Source organism: Flavobacterium defluvii (assembly GCF_900129555.1).
Lineage (GTDB): Bacteria > Bacteroidota > Bacteroidia > Flavobacteriales > Flavobacteriaceae > Flavobacterium > Flavobacterium defluvii.
In genome coordinates, this window is the sequence record NZ_FQWC01000003.1 from 288,420 (window position 1) to 311,820 (window position 23,401).

17 protein-coding genes are annotated in these 23,401 nt (G+C 32.5%); 12 read left to right on the plus strand and 5 right to left on the minus strand.

Annotation, left to right across the window (positions count from 1 at the left end; all coding sequences use genetic code 11):
* The first annotated feature begins 27 nt into the window (after positions 1–27).
* Positions 28–972 (plus strand): OmpA/MotB family protein, encoded by a 945-nt coding sequence (locus tag BUC29_RS08900; protein ID WP_073415413.1) that lies wholly within the window; start codon positions 28–30, stop codon positions 970–972.
* A 215-nt stretch (positions 973–1,187) separates the two neighbouring features.
* A complete protein-coding gene (locus BUC29_RS08905; protein ID WP_073415415.1) occupies positions 1,188–2,225 on the plus strand; it encodes an aldo/keto reductase in 1,038 nt (345 codons plus the stop codon).
* Between the two features lie 224 nt (positions 2,226–2,449).
* Here the strand turns inward: BUC29_RS08905 and BUC29_RS08910 are convergent, their stop codons facing one another.
* The 5 genes from BUC29_RS08910 to panC all read right to left on the minus strand — a co-directional run bounded on the left by BUC29_RS08910 (position 2,450) and on the right by panC (position 8,404).
* Complete coding sequence (locus BUC29_RS08910; RefSeq protein WP_073415990.1) at positions 2,450–4,417, minus strand: transglycosylase domain-containing protein; 1,968 nt, start codon at positions 4,415–4,417, stop codon at positions 2,450–2,452.
* 19 nt (positions 4,418–4,436) lie between these two features.
* Entirely contained in the window at positions 4,437–5,798 is a 1,362-nt protein-coding gene (gene radA, locus BUC29_RS08915) for a DNA repair protein RadA (RefSeq protein ID WP_073415417.1), read from the minus strand.
* Between the two features lie 5 nt (positions 5,799–5,803).
* Positions 5,804–6,958, minus strand: coding sequence for an alpha/beta hydrolase (locus BUC29_RS08920; protein ID WP_073415419.1), 1,155 nt, complete (start codon positions 6,956–6,958; stop codon positions 5,804–5,806).
* Positions 6,959–7,160: 202 nt separating this feature from the next.
* Positions 7,161–7,511 (minus strand): aspartate 1-decarboxylase, encoded by a 351-nt coding sequence (panD, locus tag BUC29_RS08925; RefSeq protein ID WP_008465481.1) that lies wholly within the window; start codon positions 7,509–7,511, stop codon positions 7,161–7,163.
* 14 nt (positions 7,512–7,525) lie between these two features.
* Entirely contained in the window at positions 7,526–8,404 is an 879-nt protein-coding gene (gene panC / locus BUC29_RS08930; RefSeq protein ID WP_073415421.1) for a pantoate--beta-alanine ligase, read from the minus strand.
* Between the two features lie 78 nt (positions 8,405–8,482).
* Here panC and BUC29_RS08935 point away from each other — a divergent pair, with 78 nt between their 5' ends.
* From BUC29_RS08935 to BUC29_RS08980, 10 genes are all read left to right on the plus strand, one after another.
* The gene (locus BUC29_RS08935; RefSeq protein ID WP_073415423.1) at positions 8,483–9,289 is read left to right on the plus strand and encodes a glycogen/starch synthase; all 807 of its coding nucleotides are present in this window, start codon (positions 8,483–8,485) and stop codon (positions 9,287–9,289) included.
* Positions 9,290–9,310: 21 nt separating this feature from the next.
* Positions 9,311–10,948, plus strand: a complete 1,638-nt coding sequence (locus tag BUC29_RS08940) for a BamH family beta-barrel-assembly machinery protein (protein WP_073415425.1) — start codon at positions 9,311–9,313, stop codon at positions 10,946–10,948.
* Between the two features lie 7 nt (positions 10,949–10,955).
* A complete protein-coding gene (gene glmS / locus BUC29_RS08945) occupies positions 10,956–12,806 on the plus strand; it encodes a glutamine--fructose-6-phosphate transaminase (isomerizing) (protein WP_073415428.1) in 1,851 nt (616 codons plus the stop codon).
* Positions 12,807–12,967: 161 nt separating this feature from the next.
* On the plus strand, positions 12,968–13,630 hold the full coding sequence (locus BUC29_RS21700; protein WP_244160800.1) for a hypothetical protein: 663 nt from the start codon (positions 12,968–12,970) through the stop codon (positions 13,628–13,630).
* Positions 13,631–13,768: 138 nt separating this feature from the next.
* Positions 13,769–14,215: a T9SS type A sorting domain-containing protein gene (locus BUC29_RS08955; RefSeq protein WP_073415432.1), complete on the plus strand. Its 447-nt coding sequence runs from the start codon at positions 13,769–13,771 to the stop codon at positions 14,213–14,215.
* A gap of 6 nt (positions 14,216–14,221) precedes the next feature.
* Entirely contained in the window at positions 14,222–20,629 is a 6,408-nt protein-coding gene (locus BUC29_RS08960; RefSeq protein ID WP_073415435.1) for an RHS repeat-associated core domain-containing protein, read from the plus strand.
* A gap of 112 nt (positions 20,630–20,741) precedes the next feature.
* Positions 20,742–21,074: a hypothetical protein gene (locus tag BUC29_RS08965; protein ID WP_167369528.1), complete on the plus strand. Its 333-nt coding sequence runs from the start codon at positions 20,742–20,744 to the stop codon at positions 21,072–21,074.
* A 48-nt stretch (positions 21,075–21,122) separates the two neighbouring features.
* On the plus strand, positions 21,123–21,782 hold the full coding sequence (locus BUC29_RS08970) for a hypothetical protein (protein ID WP_073415439.1): 660 nt from the start codon (positions 21,123–21,125) through the stop codon (positions 21,780–21,782).
* 259 nt (positions 21,783–22,041) lie between these two features.
* Positions 22,042–22,398 carry a hypothetical protein gene (locus tag BUC29_RS21705; RefSeq protein ID WP_244160802.1) on the plus strand — a complete coding sequence of 119 codons (357 nt, stop codon included), beginning with the start codon at positions 22,042–22,044 and terminating at the stop codon, positions 22,396–22,398.
* Positions 22,399–22,638: 240 nt separating this feature from the next.
* Complete coding sequence (locus tag BUC29_RS08980) at positions 22,639–23,298, plus strand: hypothetical protein (protein ID WP_167369529.1); 660 nt, start codon at positions 22,639–22,641, stop codon at positions 23,296–23,298.
* The last annotated feature ends 103 nt before the right edge of the window (positions 23,299–23,401 follow it).

Sequence of the window (23,401 nt, forward strand, 5' to 3'; positions counted from 1 at the left end):
GCCCCAAATAAAAAACCAAAAAGTAAAATGATTAAAAAAGCCTCCATCGGATTAGTAGTTCTGGCATTGTCTGCAACTTCATGCGTATCCAAAAAGATTTACAATGATCTTGAAACCAAATATTCAGATCTAAAAAAAGAAAATCGTTCTATTGCTGACGAAAATGAAAGTTTAAAAACAGCAAAAAATCAATTAGAATTAGATCGTGATAAACTGACTAAAGATTTAGCAAACACAAAAGACGAACTAGCTAAACAAAAAGCAGATTTAGCAGCAGAACAAAAGAAATACAAAGTTTTGCAGGATTCTTATAATGCATTAGAGAAAAATAGTAACGATGCATTAGAAAGTAACATGGCTAAAAACCGTGATTTACTGGCACAATTAGAAGCAAAATCTAAAAAACTTGCCGACGAACAAGCGCGTTTAGACAAAACAGCAAATCGTTTAAAAGAGCTTGAAGATATGATTGCTGCTAAAGAAGAATCAATGCGCAAGCTGAAAGAAACTTTATCTAAAGCTTTAAATGGTTTTGAAGGCAAAGGGTTAACAGTTGAACAGAAAAATGGAAAAGTATATGTTTCTATGGAAAATAAATTACTTTTCAATTCAGGAAGCTGGGCTGTAGGAACAGAAGGTAGAAAAGCGGTTGTAGAACTTGGAAAAGTATTAGGTGAAAATCCAGATCTTTCAGTTCTTATAGAAGGCCATACTGATGATGATCCGTATGCTGGTTCTGGACCAATTGCAAACAACTGGGATTTGTCTACAAAAAGAGCAACTGCAATTGTAGCTATTTTAAGTGAAAACCCAAAAATCAACAAACAAAAATTAACAGCAGCAGGAAGAAGTGAATTTTCTCCTTTGGCAAGCAATGCTACTCCGGAAGGAAAAGCTAAAAACCGTAGAATCGAAATCATCTTAACGCCAAGATTAGATGAAATCGCTGAAATGCTTAATAGTATTAATTAAAGTTGCTAAGGTTCTGAGTGACTAAGATGCTAAGATTTTAAAAAAGGCTCAAAGTAAAACTTTGAGCCTTTTTTGTTCTTGCGAGGTTTTAAAATCTTGTAGATTTTTTAACTTTTGTCAAATTCTCATTTGAAGAATACCGTTGTATCTTTGATGCTTCAAAATAAAAACCTTAGAATCTTAGTAACTCAGCATCTTAGAACCTTAGAAAAACAATGAAATACACGACACTACCCAACACTGATATAAAAGTTAGTAAAATTAACCTCGGAACCATGACTTTCGGACAGCAGAATACCGAAGCTGAAGGACATGCTCAAATGGATTACGCGCTGGAAAGAGGAGTTAATTTTTTTGATACAGCCGAAATGTATTCAGTCCCGGCGAGTGAAGCAACTTACGGAAGTACAGAAAAAATTATAGGAACCTGGTTTAAAAAATCAGGAAACAGAGATAAAGTGGTTCTGGCATCTAAAATTGCCGGTCCAAATCCGAGTTTTGGATACATGCGTGAAAAACTGGATTTTTCTCCAGCAAGTATTAAATACGCTTTAGAAAATAGTTTAAAAAGACTTCAGACAGATTATATCGATTTGTATCAAATGCACTGGCCGGAAAGAAAAACTAATAATTTCGGACAACGTGCTTTTCACGGACACAATGATGCCTGGGAAGATAATTTCAGAGAGATATTAGAAACTTTCGATGGATTAATCAAAGAAGGGAAAATCAAACATATTGGTGTTTCTAATGAAAATGCCTGGGGAATGATGCGTCTTTTAGAAGAAAGTAAATACAACAATCTGCCGAGAATCAAAACCGTTCAAAATCCTTATTCTTTATTGAACCGTTTGTTTGAAGTAAATTCTGCCGAAGTTTCAAAATACGAAAACGTTGGTTTATTAGGATATTCACCTTTAGCTTTCGGAGTTTTGACTGGAAAATTCTTAACAGGAGAAAGTCATCCAAAAGCGAGAATTAATCTTTTTCCTCAATACAAACGTTACAATAGTGAACAATGTACGCAAGCAACAAAATTATATCAGGAAATCGCTAAAAAACATGGTTTAACGCTAACACAACTTGCTATGGGATTTGTATTGCAACAGCCATTTTTGACAAGTGCAATTATTGGTGCAACAACTTTAGATCAATTAAAAGAAAACATCGATACTATTGATGTTGTGCTTTCTAAAGAAATTTTGGCAGAAATTGACGCTGTTCAGGCAATAATTCCTGATCCGGCACCTTAATTTTTTTGTTACAAAGGCTCAAATTTTTTCAATAGCCTCCTAGCTTCAGCTAGGGGAAGAAGATTAAGAATGAAAAAGGCTTTAGCGAAACAAATAAGTTTGGCTAAAGCCTTTTTTATTGTGTTTATATTTTCATCCAGCTAAAGCTGGACGCAATTGAACTTAATAATTAAACTTTGCGAAATTAATATAAACCATCGGGCCTTAATGTCTTTGTGGCAAAGCTACAAATCAAACTCATCTCCAGTCGCCAAAGAATCAACCTGAACTGCTGTAGAATCAGGAGCTTTTATTTTTATAAGCGAACGCGCATTTCCAGAAATATAAACCGGCAATATCCCAATTGTGTCTTCGGGAACTAAAAGACCTCTACGGAACATTAAATTCTTTAAAAACTTTTGATTTTTTATCGCGTAGTCTTTTAGATTTCCTTCATCATTAAATTGATACATGAATTTTCGCGGTTTCGGAATAATCGTTGCCAGATACAAACATTCGTCAACATTTAAAGCCGAAGGACTTTTTTGGAAATAAAAATGACTCGCTTCGCCAATTCCGTAGACATTTGGTCCCCATTCAATAATGTTGAAATAAACCTCCAGCATTCTTTCTTTGCTTACAATTCGGTTATTTTCTAAAATATAAACCAACAAGATTTCTTCCAGCTTTCGCGAAAGCGTTTTTTCTCTCGTTAAGAAAACATTTTTAATCAACTGCATGCTGATTGTACTGGCGCCGCGTGAGAATTTTTTGGTTCTAATGTTTTTTAGAATCGATTGTTTGAAAGCTTCGTTTATAAATCCGCGATGCGAAAAGAAAGAAGGATCTTCAGTCGTAAGAACACATTTTCTCAAATAAGGAGAAATTTGGTCTAAAGGCGTATAGTTTGGATTTGCATTTCCAACCAAAATAGGTCTTTGTAGTACATTTTGAATAATCGCACGATAAACAAATTCGCCGTTTAGTTTATTTAAATCGGCTTCGCCATATTTTGTAATTCGTAAATCTTCTTTGTTGAGTTTACTGTCAAAAACAAGTGTATTAGGTTTGTTTTTATTGAATTTGAAATCGAGTTTATAATCGAAATTTCCTGTTGCCTGCATTCCCTGAAAATGCGTAAACAAACCATCTGGAAGCGAAACAATAAAATCCTGCGCTTTCATTTTCGGTATATCAACTTTCAAAGTATAAACGGTGTCTTTTTCAGTGTTATACGAAATATACGGACGCAATTTTATTTTGTTCAGCGTCATGGTTGAGGTACTGTCAATCGAAATAAAATCATCGCCCAATAAAAAACGATAATCAAAACGAGCGTTTTTTATGATAACATCTTTGCTGGCAATTTTTGGATGATTGATTTTTAAGTTTACGATAGAAGTGAAGCCGTCAAGATGAAATTCACTTCCACTTTTATCAATATTTTCAACATTTAAGCGAATAGAATCAAAACTTGCTTTTAGGTTATATCTTTCATCTAAATAAGGAACGCGAATGGCGCCGGTATCTAAATTGAAGAAACGAATATCTGCTTTTTGGTTTCTTGGATCGGCAAAACCTTTTAAATTCCAACGCTGATCAAAATCTTTGCTTACAACATGAATGTTTGTTTCGAGCTTTTTGTCGCTTAAAACCAATTTATTTATGGCTACAGAAGTTTTTTTGCCATTGTCGTCAATTTTGAATTGGAAATTTTCCAAATTCATGTCTGTCGGAACCAAATTGAGCAGTTTTGAAATGATACGATAAGCAAAAGTTCCGTATTTTCTTTTTTCGTTTTTTTCAAAATCCTCGTCTTTGTTTCTTTTTAAGAAAGCATCAAAATTGCGGATTTTTCCTTTTTTTACTAATTGAATATAACCTTTACTGACTTTTAAAGTTCCAACCTGAACATCTCCAATTAATAAATTACTTAAACTAACGCTGGTTTCAATATTATTTATTTTTAAAAGTGTGTCGGCATTTTTGGGAACCAAAACAACATCTGTAAGTTTAATGCTCGAAAGTCCGTTAAAAGAAGCCTCTTTAATAGAAAAATCACTGTTATAATCAACAGCCATTTTGTGGGTTACTTTTGCAATTGCCTGTTTTAGAAGCGAGTTGCGGAAAAAATATAATCCGATGCAAAGCAAAACTACTATTACAGCCAGTATTTTTAAAGCTTTATAGATTTTTTGTTTGGGAAAATTCATAGTGGTATTTTTATAAGAATCAACCAAAAAGAATGCTTGCAACATCCTCAATTTTTGCTACAAGTTCAATTTTGATTCCTGTATTTTTCAAAGCAATTTTATTGTATTTAGAAACAAAAATAGTATCGAAACCTAATTTTTCGGCTTCCTGAATGCGCTGGTCTACACGATTTACGGGACGAATTTCTCCCGAAAGTCCAACTTCGCCGGCAAAACAAAAACCTTTTCCAACCGGAATATCTTCGTTTGATGATAAAATCGCAGCAACAACGGCAAGGTCAATTGCGGGATCGTCAACAGAAATTCCTCCGGTAACGTTTAGGAAAACGTCTTTTGCGCCTAAACGGAATCCGGCTCTTTTTTCTAAAACAGCCAAAATCATGTTTAAACGCTTGGCGTTATATCCTGTTGTGCTTCTTTGTGGAGTTCCGTAAACAGCGGTACTTACAAGCGACTGAATTTCGATCATAAGCGGACGCATACCTTCAAGTGTCGTCGCAATTGCAGTTCCGGATAATTCTTCATCTTTATGCGAAATCAGAATTTCAGATGGATTGCTGACTTCTCGCAAACCGCTTCCGAGCATTTCATAAATTCCGAGTTCAGAAGTTGAACCAAAACGGTTTTTCAGCGAACGTAAAATTCTATAAATATGGTTTCTGTCGCCTTCAAACTGAAGAACAGTGTCAACCATATGTTCCAGAATTTTTGGCCCGGCGATATTTCCATCTTTGGTAATATGACCAATTAAAATAACCGGAATATTGGTTTCTTTAGCAAATTTGATCAATTCGGCAGTGGTTTCTCTAATTTGAGAAATACTTCCGGCAGTCGATTCTATATAATCAGTATGTAAAGTCTGAATCGAATCGATAATTACAATTTCAGGCACAATTGCTTCAATTTGTTTGAAGATATTTTGTGTCTTGGTTTCCGTTAGAATATAGCAGTTATCGCTATTTGGCGTTATTCTTTCGGCACGCATTTTTATTTGTTTCTGACTTTCTTCACCAGAAACGTATAAAGTTTTATAAGGTAATTTTAATGAGATTTGAAGCAAAAGTGTACTTTTCCCGATTCCCGGTTCACCGCCCAAAAGCGTTAAAGATCCCGGAACAATTCCACCTCCCAAAACACGATTCAATTCACTATCGGTAGTATCCATTCGGATTTCCTGAGCCGAATCAATTTCGGTTATTTTTAAAGGTCTTGGCGCTTTACTCGTGGAGGTTGGTTCGCTTTTCCAGGCTACTTTTTCCTGCTTCTGAATAATTTCTTCAGCAATTGTATTCCATTCTTTGCATGCGTTGCACTGTCCCTGCCATTTAGAATACTGGGTTCCGCAGTTTTGGCAAAAAAAGGAAGTTTTAATTTTTGACATTTTTACTATTTACTTTTTTTAGCAAGCGTATTCATTTCGTCAATTTTCTCATACATCAAATCTTTGTTCAAATCACCAATTGGCTCCATTTGCGAAGCGTTTTGGTATTTTTTTGAAGCATGTTTCGGATCGCCCAATTTTTCATACATCAAGCCTAATTCATATTCTCCTAACATGGCCTTTGGATAATTTACATTTCCAATTTCTGCCATTTTTCCTAATTCGTCGTAGGCATTTCTTTTTAAAATAATATTTTCGATTACTTTAAAATCACTCATTCTAACCGGAATCTGAACACCTAAAACCTCAGACATGTCATTATATTTTTTTTCTAAATAATCGGCATAACCTGTTTGAAGTACTGCAATTTTGTCGTTGTATTCTGCTGAATTAATAGGCCTGTATATTTCAAAAATCTGATATAATGCACTCGGAATTGAGTGCAGAACTTCAGTATAATGTGTTGCCCCTTTAAATACTTCGTATTTATAATTGACTAACGGATTATTTGCGATTTTAATATTACTGGCCAATTTTTCTATTGGTTCTTTAATCTTCTTAATATCGCCTTCTCCGGCAGAAAGGTAATAGAAGATTGGTTTTTGTATTTTGGCAAACTTTTCTGCAATACGAACTTCCATTTTTGGAGCAAGTTCCGGGCTTAAACAAATATAAGCATTAAAAAGAGGTTGTTCTTTATACAAATAAAAGTTAGCAAAACTAGCTGTTACATCATGGCCGGCAATAATTCTAAAAGGCGATGTACGGTATTTTTTCTCTATATACGGAATTAACTCTGAACCAATAAATTCGAAAAATTTTGCTCCTTTCTCAAAAGGTAAACCTGCATTTTGATCGATTGTTGTATCGTCATAACGTTCTTCATCTTTATTTTGATGAATACCAATGATAATCATCTCGGGAATATCATCCCAATAATTGCCATAACTTACAGCTCCGTAAAAAGGATCAAATAAATAATCGCCGTCTAATAGATATAAAACCGGATATTTTTTATCTGATTTAGCATCGTAAGAAGCAGGAAGTCCAATTGTTATTCTTCTTTCTTCTCCCAGTTTTTCAGATTGAATATTGTCAAATTTTTTCTGAGAAAATACAGAAACGGAAATTAATGTAATGAGTAGGTAAACTTTTTTCATGATTTGTGGCATTTCAGTGAATTAAAAAGTATTCAAAATAGTGTAGCAATATACTATTTTATTTGCTTTTTGTGATTTTGGGGGAATAAAAAAAGCAATGATTTCTTACGTTGTATACATTTTCAATTTAGGGAAAAGAAAATCTGTTTGTACAAAAATATTTTTGACAAAATTACAAATGTAAATAAGAAAGAAATATGTTTTATGTTAACGAGTTATCGTTTTCATTTGGGAAAATAATCCACGGTTTGAAGGTTTTAGCTTCTTCAAAATCCAGGGTTGCATACGAAATGATAATAATAATATCGTCTTTTTGAACTTTTCTGGCTGCAGGACCATTCAAAGTGATTTCACCTGAATTTTTTTCTCCTTTAATAGCGTAAGTTTCAAAACGTTCACCATTATTAATGTTAACAATAGATACTTTTTCGCCTTCAATAATGTTTGAGGCTTCCAGTAAAGTTTCATCAATAGTAATGCTGCCAATATAATTTAAATCGGCTCCGGTAACTTTTACTCGATGAATTTTTGATTTTATAACTTGAATTTGCATGCAGCAAAGGTAATTTAATTTAATGAAATGGTGTCAATCAGTCTTATAGAATTAACAAATACCGCTATAAACGCACGGTATTTTTTATCGTTTATTTTATGATCGATAGGTAATAATGTAGATTCGTCAGCAATTACGAAATATTCGAGGTCAAATTTTTCGTTATCTTTAAAAGCATTCTCTACAAACTGAATTGTTTCTGCAGGTGTGCTATTTTGGAAGATTTCCTTGGCTTCGGTTAAGGTTTTGTAAATAATTGAAGCTTCTTTCCTTTCTTCCGGAGTTAGTCTTTCATTGCGGGAACTCATTGCCAAAAGATTATCTTCTCTAAAAATTGGACAGCCAACAATATTTACGGGTAAATTATTTTTTTCTACCAGTTTTTTAACAATTTGAAGCTGCTGAAAATCTTTTTCGCCAAAATAAGCATTGGTTGGAGTAACGATTTCAAACAATCGTTTTACGATAGTTCCAACTCCGTTAAAATGCCCTGGACGGAATTTTCCTTCCATTTGATTTTCTAAACCGTCAAAGTCAAATGATTGCGAAATCGTGTTGCCTTCATAAATATCATCTACAGAAGGCGCGTATAAAATTATTTTGTCACTTAATCCTCGCATTTTTTTTACATCTTCTTCAAGAGTTCGAGGATATTTTTCAAGATCTTCGGGATTATTAAACTGCGTTGGATTCACAAAAATGCTTACTACAGTGTCGTCGTTTTCTTTAAGTGATCGCTGCATTAAAGCCAGGTGTCCTTGGTGTAAAGCTCCCATGGTTGGGACAAATCCAATGGTTGAATTTGCGGTTTTGATAGTTTTTAAATAAGCTATCAGAGCTACTTTACCGTAGAAAATATGCATGGCGGTATTATTAAAATTTAGTGCAAACATAATATATTAGTTATAAACTGCATAAAATTTTGTAATTTTGCGACGTTTTTATTACCAAAAATTAAGTAAAATACTATTATGAAAGATAAGAGGATATTATACGTATCATCTGAAGTCGTGCCTTATTTGGCTGAAAATGAAGTTTCTTTAATGTCTTATGACGTTCCAAAAATGATTAATGATCAAGGCGGACAGATAAGAATTTTCATGCCAAGATATGGAAATATCAACGAAAGAAGACATCAATTACATGAAGTGATCAGACTTTCAGGGATGAATTTGGTAGTGAATGATTTAGATATGCCGTTGATTATCAAGGTGGCTTCAATTCCTAAAGAAAGAATTCAGGTTTATTTTATTGATAATGATGAATATTTTAAACGTAAAGCAACTTTTGCCGATGAAGAAGGAGTTTTGTATCCTGATAATGATGAGCGTGCTATATTTTTCGCAAAAGGAGTTGTTGAAACTGTAAAAAAATTAAATTGGGTTCCGGATATTATTCATGTTCATGGATGGCTTGCGGCAATGCTTCCAATTTATATGAAACACTATTATAAAAACGAAGCATTATTTAACGATACCAAAATCGTTACCTCGGTTTATGGTCAGTCTTTTGATGAAAATTTAGATTTGGAAATGATCAATAAAGTTAAATTTGATGGTGTTCCGCACGAATCTGTTGCCGATCTTGAAATTCCAAATTACGAAAATATCCTTAAAGCCAGTATAATGCATTCTGATGCTGTTATTATTGCATCAGAGAATGTTTCGCCAAGTTTAACAAAATTTATAGAATCTTCAGGAAAACCTTTTTTACCTTTCGCCACGAAAGATGCATTCGCTGAAGCGTATACAAATTTCTATAAAACTATGGGTCTTTAAATTTTAACTTTATTATTAAACATGTACAATACTTCTTTTATTAAGAAAATTCTATTAGCTGCAGCCGTTGTTTTTTTATATTCTTGCGATAAAGACTTTAATGCGATTGGTGATGATTTGATTGGAGATGATCATTTTGGTCTGGAATCTGAAAAGTATGATGTTATAGCTTATAATCAAGAAGTAACGCCTATTCAATCGAATTCTTTAGTAACAAATGCTTTAGGAATTTATGATAATCCGGTTTTTGGAACAACAACAGCGAATTATAATACACAAGTAGGACTTTCTGCTTATGCTCCTTCTGTTGGCGAAGATCCAGTTATACAGAGCGTTGTGTTAAGTATACCTTATTTTAGTCATGTTAAAACTACAAACACTGATGGAACGCATGTGTATGAATTAGATTCAATTTACGGTTCTCCTAATGGTAAGCTTAAATTAAGTGTCTACGAATCCGGCTATCAAATGCGAAGCAGTTATTATGATAACGGAAGTCAATTTGCTCAATTGTATTATACAAACCAAACTGAATTTGAGGATGCTAAAAAACCATATGCTGCAACTGGTAAACCTTTAAATGATGGAAATGTACTTGAAAACAGTGAATTCTATTTTGATGCCAAAGAAATTACGGATATTACTAAAGATAAAGATGGTAAAGAAGTAAAAACTTTAGTAGCTCCGGAGATGCGTTTAAATTTAAATAAAGCTTTTTTCCAAGATAAAATTTTAAAAGCGCCAAAAGAAAAACTTTCTGCTGCAGATGTATTTCAGGACTATTTTAAAGGATTGTATTTTAAAGTTGAAAGATCAGAAGCTAGTCCTTTAAGTAATATGGCATTAATGGATTTTTCTAAAGGAAAAATTACTATCAATTATAAAGCGAAAACTGATATTACAACAGATGAACCAACTGTTACAGAAGACAGATCTATAGTTATTAATTTAACGGGAAGTAATGTCAATCTCCTTCAGGATGTTAAAGATGCAGATTATCAAAACGCAGTTGCTTCTCATAATGTAACTAATGGTGATAGAAATCTTTATTTAAAAGGAGGTCAGGGATCTCTGGCAATAATTGAGCTTAAAGATTTTGCTTCTAAGTTAGAAGAAATCAGAACCAATAAATGGCTGGTAAATGAAGCTAACCTGGTTTTTCATATTGATGCAGTCAAAATGGCTAAAAAAACGGGTGACGAACAAGCGCAGGAGCCAAAAAGAGTTTATTTATACGATTTTACAAATAGTACCGTTCTTCTAGATTATTCTGCAGATGCAAGTTCGAGTATTACATCTGATCGAAGAATGTCAAAGGTTATTTTTGGAGGTATAATTAATGTTGATGCAACAACCAAACGAGGAACTACTTATAAGATTAGAATAACGAATCATATACGTAATCTTATAAAAACGGCTACAGCGACTAATGTGAAATTAGGCTTAGTTGTAACGGATGATATTAGTATTATAACATCCAATAAATTGAAAAATAGAATTCAAATGGCAAATCCAAATGAGTATTTTTCAGAAGCACCGAGAGCTTCAGTTATGAATCCGTTAGGAACAATATTATTTGGTAATAATATACCTGCTGGTGATTCAGATTATGATAAAAGACTGAGACTTGAGGTTTACTACACGAAACCAAATAAATAAGTAATATATGTGTGGAATTGTTGGATATATCGGCCATCGAGAGGCCTATCCTATAGTTATCAAGGGCTTAAAGCGGCTTGAGTACAGAGGATACGATAGTGCCGGCGTTATGTTGTATGATGACGAATCAGGTATTAAAGTTTGTAAAACAAAAGGTAAAGTTTCGGACCTTGAAGCTAAGTCACAAGAAGGTTTTACAATTAATGGAAATATTGGAATTGGGCACACACGCTGGGCGACTCACGGTGTTCCAAATGACGTGAACTCCCATCCTCATGTTTCTAATTCTGGAGATTTAGTAATCATCCATAACGGAATCATTGAGAATTATGCTCCTCTTAAGGAAGAATTAATAAAAAGAGGATATACTTTTAAATCTGATACTGATACTGAAGTTTTAGTAAACTTGATTGAAGAGGTTCAGAAAAATGAAAAAATAAAACTTGGAAAAGCAGTTCAAATCGCTTTAAACCAAGTTGTAGGAGCTTACGCGATTGCGGTTTTTGACAAGAAAAACCCAAATGAAATTGTCGCTGCAAGATTAGGTAGTCCATTAGCGATTGGAGTTGGTGAAGGAGAATACTTCATTGCTTCTGATGCATCTCCTTTTATCGAATATACTTCGAATGCAGTATATTTAGAAGATGGCGAAATGGCTAATATCAGACTGCACAAGCCTCTAAAAATCAGAAAAATTAAAGATGACTCTTTAGTAGATCCTTATATTCAGGAACTTCAAATGAATTTGGAGCAGATTGAAAAAGGAGGTTATGACCATTTCATGCTAAAAGAAATCTACGAACAGCCAAGTGTAATTAAAGATACTTACAGAGGAAGACTTCATGCCAATGAAGGAATCGTTCAAATGGCTGGTGTTGAGGATAACTTAGAAAAATTCTTAAATGCAAAGAGAATTCTGATTGTAGCTTGCGGTACTTCATGGCATGCAGGTTTAGTAGCTGAATATATCTTTGAAGAATTTACACGTATTCCAGTTGAGGTAGAATATGCTTCTGAGTTTAGATACAGAAACCCAATCATCAATAAAGATGATGTGGTAATTGCTATTTCTCAATCTGGAGAAACTGCCGATACTATGGCGGCTATTAAATTAGCAAAAGAAAACGGAGCTTTTGTATTTGGAGTTTGTAACGTTGTAGGTTCATCTATTTCAAGAGAAAGCCATGCAGGTGCTTACACGCACGCAGGACCAGAAATTGGAGTTGCTTCGACAAAAGCATTTACAACTCAAATCACGGTTCTTACCATGATTGCGTTAAGATTAGGAAAAGCAAAAGGAACGTTGTCAAATCCTGATTTCCATGCTTACTTACAAGAATTAGAATTAGTTCCTGAGAAAGTTGCAGAAGCTTTAGAAACAAACGACAGAGCAAAAGAAATTGCTGCTAAATTTAAAGATGCTCCAAACTGTCTTTATTTGGGTAGAGGGTATAATTTCCCTGTAGCACTTGAAGGAGCTTTAAAACTTAAAGAGATCTCTTATATTCACGCAGAAGGTTATCCTGCAGCCGAAATGAAACACGGACCAATTGCGTTAATTGATGAGCAAATGCCGGTTATTGTAATTGCGCCAAAACAAGGTCATTATGATAAAATTGTAAGTAATATTCAGGAGATTAAATCAAGAAGCGGTAAAATCATTGCTGTTGTTACTAAAGGAGATATTCAGGTTCGTGAATTAGCTGATTATGTAATCGAAATTCCTGAAACTTCGGATGCATTATCTCCGCTAATTACTACAATTCCATTACAATTACTCTCATACTATATTGCAGTAATGAGAGGATGTAATGTCGATCAGCCACGTAACTTAGCAAAATCTGTTACTGTAGAATAGATATTTCAAAATATAAAAAATGTTAAAAAGCGAGATTTAGGTCTCGCTTTTTTGTATAATTTGAAAGTTTTTGATTGTTAATTGTATGTTTGTGAATTATAATATAAATTAATTAGAAAAGAATTTTAAAGATGAAAAAAGTATTGCTTATAGGGTTTAGTTTGTTTTTTCTGTGTTCAAATGCACAAAATTTAACTCCAACATCTACTATTTCGATTAGTGGAAGTGCTGATAGTTTTAAAGGAGGTTATACGTTTTCATATGCGACGGCAGGAACACCTTGGAATGGTTCACTAATCAGTTATGGTGGTTTTTATAATAATAGTTATGATACACAAATAAGTTCTGACTATGGACCAAATGGAGGAAATCATATTTCATTTAGGACTAGAAATGGAGATGCAAATATTTGGAATCCTTGGATTGAACTTGCGACAAAAGGGAATAATACATTTGTTGGTAATCAAGTTATAAATGGAAATGTGGGGATAGGTAAAACAAATCCAACAAATAAATTGGATGTGAACGGGACAATACATTCTAGGGAAGTTAAAGTTGATATGGATAATTGGTCAGATTTCGTTTTCAAAAAAGAATATCAATTGCCAACAATTCAGGAAGTAGAAAAGTATATTAAAGAAAAAGGTCATTTAGAAAATATCCCAAATGAAGAAGAAGTATTAAAGGAAGGGATCAATTTAGGAGAAATGAATGCCAAACTACTTCAAAAAATAGAAGAATTAACATTGTACGTTATTGAGCAAAATAAACAGATTACAGATTTGCAAAACCGACTGGTAAAAATTGAATCAACTTCGAATTAGTAAGAAGTGTAATGAGTATGTTAAAAAGCGAGATTTAGGTCTCGCTTTTTTTGTTTTTAGAATTTTACTTTAACATAAATTTTGTAAGATTTAAAATATAAATATATATTTGTAGGAAATATTTTAAATTTTGAATTTATGCGCCTTTCTCTACTTTTTATTTTGTTTCACTTCTTTTATTTCTCAAATGCACAAACTAAACTGACTTTTAGTTATGATGGTGCAGGAAATCAAACAAATAGAACATTATGTATTAATTGTTTATCAAAATCTGTAAAAGAAGTTAAAGAAATTGAAGCAATTGTTGAAAATGATTTAGAGAAATTCTTCTCCGAAGATGTTATTTCCTATTATCCAAATCCAGTAAAAGAAGAGCTTTATCTGCAGTGGCAGTTAGCAAACGACAATTTTGTGACTTCTGTTCATGTCTATTCTATAACAGGACAGGTTTTACGATCCTTTCAGACCAGCGATACTATAAATACCCTCAATATACCTTTTCAACAATATCCGACTGGTATGTATCTGGTGCTGCTTTCTTATAAAGACGGAGGAGAAAAATCTATTAAAATCATTAAACAATAATTGGCTATGAGGAAGTTTTATATTACTGTTTTATTTTTAGTATTTGGTCTATTTGGATTTGGACAATCTACAGAAGTGGGTGTTACAGAAGGACAATTATCTGTTTCTCTATCAGGTGCTGCAACTTATACGATTCCAATTGCGGTTCCTCCAGGAATTAATGGAGTCGTGCCTCAAATTAGTTTGTCATATAATAGTCAGTCAGGAAATGGAATGGCAGGCTACGGATGGAATATAGCCGGACTTTCAACAATTTCAAGAATTCCTGCAACTAAATTTCATGACGATGTTATTGATGCAGTTGATTTTAATGCCTTAGATCGATTTGCATTAGATGGTCAGCGGTTAATAGTCAAAAATGGAACTAATGGAGTCTACGGCGCTGATAAAACTATCTATGAAACGGAAAGTTTTTCTAATATTAAAATCACCTCTTTTGGTGTTCATCCTTCTGGAGCAAATTATGGTCCCGCTTATTTTTTAGTAGAATATCCAGATGGTTCAAAAGCTTATTATGGTAATTCAATAGGTTCTCGATCTGTAACAGATTGGGCAATTACTTATTGGGAAAATCCTCAAGGAGTAAGAATAAGCTATAATTATTCTGGTGGAGATAATAGTTTTAATAATATATTAAAGATAATATCTATAAAATATGGTAGTATTACAACTGCAACACCTATAAATGAAATTATATTTAAATATGATGATAGGAAACGTGCTGAACAGTCATACGTAGGTGGTCTAAGCATTATAAGAAATACAATTCTCAAAGAAATTAATGTTATTGGAAATGGATTAGGTTTTAGAAATTATGTTTTAGATCAAGAAACAACTTCTTTGAATTATCAACGTTTAAAATCTATTACAGAAAAAAGCGGCGATAATACTAAAAGTTATAATCCTACTAGTTTTAGCTATGATGATACTAATAGTCCTACTCCACTAAAAGCAAATGTAGAAGCAACACTAGGATGGTCAGGGATAAATAATTTGAACACTGATTATATTACTGGTGATTTTGATAATGATGGCAAAACAGATATTATTTTATATTCAAAAACGATAGGCTTAAAAAATAAATATACTTTGTTTTCAAACATTACATCAGGAAGACTTAATCCAGGCCAACAAGATAATGTAGGAACTTTTGAAAATATTTTTCCTGCTGCTTTTTTAAGTTCAGATAATAAGTTATTACCACAAGGATGGGCTGTTGTAAAAAAAACAGATCAAAATTGTGTCATTTCACTGCATGGTTCTGGTTCAACTTCAGCGACTACGAAGCATTATGAAAAGACGTACAATTTTAGTAAGACAGTAACTAAAGCATCAAATTGGTCCTATTGCGATCCTAAAGACTATAAAGGAGTGGTTTTAGAAAACATTCCTGTCGATTATTATAGTGGAGATTTTAATGGAGACGGTCTTACGGATGTCATCGCAGTTGAAAAAAGTTTCTATTATGATATGACAGTCTGTAATTTTGGAAATCATACAACAGAATATCAAAGGCCACTTTATCAGGGTGGAACTGTTCATCTTTTTAATTTAGATAGACGCCTTACTTCTGATCAACCAGATAATATTGGAAATATTACTATGAGTGTTGGTAATGATACAAAAATCTATATAGCTGATTTTAATGGTGATGGGAAATCTGATATTTATGTTTTAGAATCTGGTTTTATAAAAATATATACTTTAAATAAAGACAATAAATTAACATTATTATATAAAAATGCATCAGCAGATCCTGGAATCGCTCTTGACAAACCCATTTTAATAGGAGATTATAATGGTGATGGTAAAATTGATTTTGTAATACCTAATGAACTGAATAAAGATAGTTGGAATTTTTATATTGCTACAGGTACAGGATTTAATAAAATAAATTCTAGTATAGGAATTTTATATGAATATGGAAAGCAAACCTATTTCGAGGTAAAGGGGGAAGACGGTGTCACTAGATTTCCATATAGCTTAAAGGAAAGTACTTATATAGCTAATGATTATAACGGAGATGGTAAAACAGACATTTTATATCAACAAAATTTAACAGCAGCGCAAGATGGTTTTTTTGGAAAAACAGGATCTCCAATAGTAACAAAATTGATTTTATATGAAAATCAAATCGTTACAGATAAAGAAGTTAAATTCTCTGCAATTGGTGCTCCAGAAGAGTTTGCAGGAATAGGCAGAAACTCTATACCTGTATTTACTAATCACAATCAAGTGAATCAAAATTTAGAGTACAGTGTGATTTATGATAATATGATCAAATCTTTTAAAAGTCCAAAAGATAATCGTGAAGATGTACTCTTAAAACGAATTACAAATGGAAATGGAATAAAAGAAACCATAACTTATAAACCTTTAAAACAAGATCCATATGAACCTATTTATAGTCCAACAGCTCTAATAGAGACTTTTCCCAATACTGACATTGTAATTGCACCAGGCTTTAAGATTGTTTCAATGTTGGAAAAACAGAGAAATGGCAATGTTTATAAAAAACAACAGTACTCTTATCTAGGTGCAGTTTCTAATTTAGAAGGCCTTGGCTTTTTAGGTTTTCGATCTACATCTAAAACAAACTGGTATGAAAACGACTCTCAAATAATTTCAACGATCTCTAAAAATGATATCAGTTTGAGAGGTGTCAATATTGAAAATTATACAACACTTGGAAGACATGAACCTCTTACTGTTTCAGGGACTATTACATCTAATACAATAATTAAAGAAAAGGATTATACCGTAACCACAACAGACAACTTAGTTGCAATACAAAGTATAACCTTGAAGCCGGGAGTGTGGATCAAATCTGGCAGCACATTTACGGCAAAAATAAATGAAGAAGCAAATAAGTCATCAAACACGCCGACAAACTATATTACAAAATCAAGATTATTTTATGATGCAGAACTGTTGTCAAATAAAGTTTTTAAAGTTAAAAATAGTACAGCTAAACAATATAATGGATTAGAAAATACAAGTTCGGAGACAGTTACAGAATACGATACTTATAATAATCCGCTTAAGGCAACAACATTATTAAAAGAAGGGGGTACAACAATTCAAACTACAGTTTCGAACATGGCGTATCAAAACTCTCCAACGGCATCGCCATACATCGTGGGCAGACCAATGAATAAAAATCAAATTGTGACCGTTACGGGAGATGTCATGTCAACCGAAGAAATATATGAGTACAAAAATAACTTATTGAGTCAAGTCAAAAAGAAAGGAACAAATACAGATTATATTACGGAGGATAATGAGTATGATAGTTTTGGGAATGTTGTTAAAAAAACTATCTCAGCAACTGGTTTGACACCAAGAGTGACTAGTTATGGATATGATACATCCGGCCGATATCTAACGCTAAGTATAGATGTAGAAGGTTTGTCGACAATATTTCTTTACAATGCTGATGGGACATTACAATCAGAAAAAAATCCATACGGCCTGACTAAGTCGTATGAATATGATTCATGGTTTAAAAAAACTAAGGTAAAAGATTATTTAGGTAATACAAACAATTTTGTTTATAAACGTATTGGAAATGAAACTGTTGTAACATCAACAGCCGATGATGGAAGTTCTACACAAGAAACGTTTGATGATTTAGGCCGAAAAATAAAGTCTGGAGTAAAGGATATTAGCGGATCATTCTCATTTGTTGATTATTTATATGACATTTACGATAGAAATTATAAAGTAAGCGAACCTTATTTTGAATCATCACCAAAACAATGGAATGAAGTACTATTTGATGTTTATGGAAGAAATAAGCGGAGTATAGCTTTTACAGGAAAAACTACAGATATCACTTATTCGGGGCTGACAACCACAGTAAATGACGGAGTAAAAACAAAGATGTCAACAAAAAATGCAATCGGTAATGTGATATCTATGACAGACACTCCTGGAGGAACAGTTAAGTACATTTATTTTGCCAATGGTAATTTGAAAGAATCAGAATATAATGGAGTTAAAACCACAATATCACAAGATGGCTGGGGAAGAAAAACAAAGCTAGTAGATGCTTCTGCCGGAACCTATACTTATGAATATAATGCATTTGGTGAAAAAGTAAAAGAAACAACTCCAAACGGAACAACTATTTACATTCTTGATGATGTTGGAAAAATAAAACAAAAAACAATCTCAGGAATAAATACAAATTCTAAAACAACATATACATACGATTCATCGTCTAAGTTGCTTTTAAATTCAAAGTTTGAGGATTTTAGTAACGGAACCAATACCATTATAAATGAATATATTTATGATAGTTATAAAAGAGTTAGCAAGTCTGTTGAAACAACTCCGTTTGCAGTTTTCACAAAACAGATAAGTTATGATGCATTTGGAAGGATAGAACTGGAAACTTCAACCGCGGCTGCAGGAGGAAAATCAAGCAGTAAAACTATTAAGAATGTATATAAAAATGGGGCACACTGGCAAATATTGGATAATACTAATAGTGCTGTTTTATGGCAGGTTAATACTGTAAATGCCAGAGGACAGCTACGTACAGCTCAAAATGGACCTATTACAATTACCAATGAATATGATACTTATGGATTAGCATCCCAGTTTAAATATGATAAAACAGCAGGCTCACTAAATATTCTAACATTGAATACAGTTTTTGACGCCAAGCAAGGTAACTTAACCAGTAGAACAAACAGTTTATTTAGCAGAAACGAGAGCTTTAAATACGATTCACAAGACCGTTTAACAGAATTTACAAATGTTAAAGGAGTACAGGAAAAACAATTGTATGATGATCAGGGAAGAATAACGCAAAACGATTTAGGAACCTATGGATATACTTTAAAGGATAAGCCGTATCAAAATAACTCGATTACAGTTACACCAGAGGCATTAACCTATTATACAGCAAAGCCAACACAAATTATTAGTTATAATACTTTTAAAAGTCCTGTACAGATTGAAGAACCTGGAATTGATAAAATAAGTTTTAACTATAATGATGCAAATAGCCGTACTGCTATGTTTTATGGCGGTTTGCAAGATGATAAGCTACAAAGGCCATTACGCAAATATTATTCTGCCGATGGAACTATGGAAATAAAGCAAAATATGCTGACTGGTGCGTTTGAATTTGTAACTTACATAGGTGGTGATGGTTACAGTGCACCAATTGTAGTAAATAGCAATGGTACAACTCAGAATTATTTATATTTACAAAGAGATTATCAAGGTAGTATTTTGTCTATTACTGATGCTAACGGGACGGTACTCGAAAAACGACTGTTTGATGCCTGGGGAGCTATAGTAAGTGTGAAAGACGGAGCAGGAAATGTTCTTATGGGGCTTACAGTTTTAGATCGTGGTTACACAGGTCACGAACATTTGCAAAGTGTAGGACTTATAAATATGAACGGTCGTATATATGATCCGAAATTGCACCGTTTTTTACAGCCTGATAATTTTGTACAGGATCCGTTTAATACGCAAAACTATAATAGGTATGGGTATGTTTTAAATAATCCTTTAAAATATACTGATTATAATGGAGAAAAGTTCAAGTTAACTTTTAATGACATATTTGCCGGAATTGAAATAATTGGGGGTGTAGCATTAACGATATTTTCTTCTGGAACAGGTGTTGCTATAGGTGCTGGATTAATCTCGGCAGGTGTTGGGCATTTTGCAGCAGCTTACAATGAGTTTAAACAAACTGGTGATTGGGGAGCTGCTTCTAAAAATTCGGGTGTGTTTTTTAACATATCCTTTAAAACAGATTTTGGTTATGATGATTCTAAAGATAAACCGAATGGTATTACTCAAAACCTAACTGTTGATGATAATTACATAAATGTGACTAAAATTGATAAAAATTCAAAAGGTTTAAAAAACAATATAATTCCTTGTGTAATATGTCATCATACTTTAGATAGAGGTGAAATTTTTCAATCAGAGTTAATGGAATCACAATCAAAATTTGTGAATGGAGCGCTAAATACTACATTTGGAGTTGTTGGTACAATTGGTGCTGTAGCTGCAATTCCAGAAACTGGAGGTGCATCCGGACTTGCATTAAGTTTGACAATTGGACAAGCTTCAATTGGAATGGCTCAAATGGCTGATTCTTTTAATGATAGACCAAGTGAGATTCTTCATAGTTACTCAACAGTTCCTGGTTTAATAGCAGGTCAACGAGGTAGTAAATATGCCACTATGATAGATTTTACTTCTGCATGGGTTACTGGGAGCGTAGGGAATGCTCCTATACTTAGAGGGAATACTATAGGAGCGTGGAATAGTGCTAAGGAATTATATCGAGGGGAAAAGGTGATGTATAATGCCGTTTCAACTTACAGTACATATGGTACTTATAATAGTGGTTTTTCTTTACTATTTAATAATAAACAATAATAGAATGATATTCAAAAGAAACAAAAAATATTTACTACATCGGTTTTTAATATCCCATATATTTCTATTTTTTTTAATCTTAGGAAATAAATTAAATCTTGGAAAGATATTTATGGTTTGGATTTTAACTGTAATTATTCCTAATGTAATTTTCTCTCTTATTAAGAGTTTAAGTTCTATAGAGTTTCAAAATGATCATATTCAATTGATTTTTAATAAGTGGTTTTTTAAAAAAGATATAAAATCATATAGGTATGAGGATTTATTGTTTACTTATAAACAAGAAAATGAAGGAAAAGCTTGGGGTACACGTTTTAGAATTTATAAAAAAGGAGAAGAAAAAAGCTTATTTAGCGTAAGCGAGCTAGATGGTTGGTATGATGAAAATATTGAAGAAATTATACAAGAATTAAATAAAATAGGAATTGAGGTCAAAACGAAATGATTGCCCAGTTAACAGCACAAGGAATGCAATATTTAACTGAATTTTGATATGAATAAAACTTTTAAAATAATAATAGCAAGTGTAAGCGTGCTAGTAATTAGCTATTTATCTTATTTCTTTTATGGTGTTATAAGATACAGCCACTCTTCGGATTGGCAGACTTACAAACAATATATGTGGATTTTTAAAGACTTTGCTAAAAAAGATATTAATACTAATTTCTGCTTTAGTTATGTAAAAGAAAGGGATGTCTATAATAATTTTGATTATAAAGACATTTATAATGTGATGGTATGGGAATTTAAAGATCTGGGTAATGCTGAATTGAAAAAATCAACCATTAAACAAAATGTTAATCTTGAAGATGTGAAGTTTGAGTCTGGAGAAATATTAAATAAAGGGGGTAACTTAGAATTAACAATTAAATATGGTTTTGTTTTTAATTCTGCCATAAATGTAAACCTAGATAATTATTCAAAAATAGAGAGAACCTTTAAGGGTACTAATTATAAGGGGTTTTATGGTTCAATAAATCAAATGTCCTTCAGCAATGAAAAAGGAGAACACCAAATACTTTCAGATTTTACTAAGCGACTAACACCAGCATTATTTTTATTTTACAAGGCGCATCAGAGTTTTTATGTAATTATGATTTATTCAAAAAATCCATTTGATGAGAATATAATTAAGATATTAAACTTAGAGTAGTTGTCTCTTCTGCTGGCGCGAGCATCTTGATCGTGAACGCAAAGTGAGTTAGCCCATACCAAATAAAAAAGAATGTGTAGAAAATATAAATTTGGGAATAAAACAGGAGTTATCTTTTAATAAAATATAAATAAATTCAGATTGTGTTCATGAGCAAGATGCTTGCGCCAGAGGGGGAAGAGAAAAATTTGGATATTAAATTTACGTGTTTTTTATGGATGTTATATATTATTATTGTTACCTATTTTATAAAAAAATCTTGAAAGAAGATGAACCGCATGCACTAACTGTTTGGGCTCTAGGTATTGGAGAGGGTTTTTTTGTAAGCGTTTTTACTGATATTATTTTAATTCGGTTTTTTTGTATAAAGATGGATAAATGGTTAATGATTGGAATAGGTATTTTGTTCTTATTATTCAATTATTTTTATTTTTTTAGATCTGAACGAGGAAAAAGAATTGTAATTTCAAAATCAACATTTTTAGAAAGTAATAAAATTTCTATAATAGCTACTATTTTATTTTTTTTGATTTTAATTTCTTCATTATTTTGGGGTGCAATTTGTTCGAAATACCTATTAGAAACTTACTGTAATCAAAGTTCATTGTTTCAATAATATGAATATTTGCAATGAATATAATATATAATTTCAGATGGTTTCCCCCTGCTGGCGTGAGCATCTTGCTCGTGAACGCAAAGAGAATTAGCTCATACCAAATAAAAAAAGATGAGTAGAAAATAAATTTGGGAATAAAACAGGAGTTATCTTCTAATAAAATATAAATAGATTCAGATTGTGTTCACGAGCAAGATGCTCGCGCCAGCGGGGGGATGCAATATTTAACTGAATTTTGATATGAATAAGACTTTGAAAATGATAATAGCAAGTGTAAGCGTGCTAGTAATTAGCTATTTATCTTATTTCTTTTATGGTGTTATAAGATACAGCCACTCTTCGGATTGGCAGACTTACAAACAATATATGTGGATTTTTAAAGACTCTGCTAAAAAAGATATTAATACTAATTTTTGTTATAGTTATGTAAAAGAAAGAGATGTTTATAACAACTTTGATTATAGAGACATTTATAATATAGTAGTATGGGAATTTAAAGATCTGGGCAATGCTGAATTGAAAAAATCAACTATTAACCAAAATGTTAATCTTGAAGATGTGAAGTTTGAGTCTGGAGAAATATTAAATAAGAATAGCGACATGGAAATTACGATTAGCTATGGTTTTGTTTTTAATTCTGCCATAAATGTAAACCTAGATAATTATTCAAAAATACAGAGAACCTTTAAGGGTACTAATTATAAGGGGTTTTATGGTTCAATAAATCAAATGTCCTTCAGCAATGAAAAAGGAGAACATCAAGTACTTTCAGATTTTACTAAGGGACCAACTCCAACAGTATTTTTATTTTACAAGGGGCATCAAAGTTTTTATATAATTATGATTAATTCAAAAAATCCATTTGATGAGAATATAATTAAGATATTAAACTTAGAGTAGTTTTATTCCCGGTGCTACATATCATTTAGAGTGGTTAGACATTTGATTTGATTTTTAAGTAATTACGCATGAAAATTTGAAAGATGACATCCAATAGATAAAA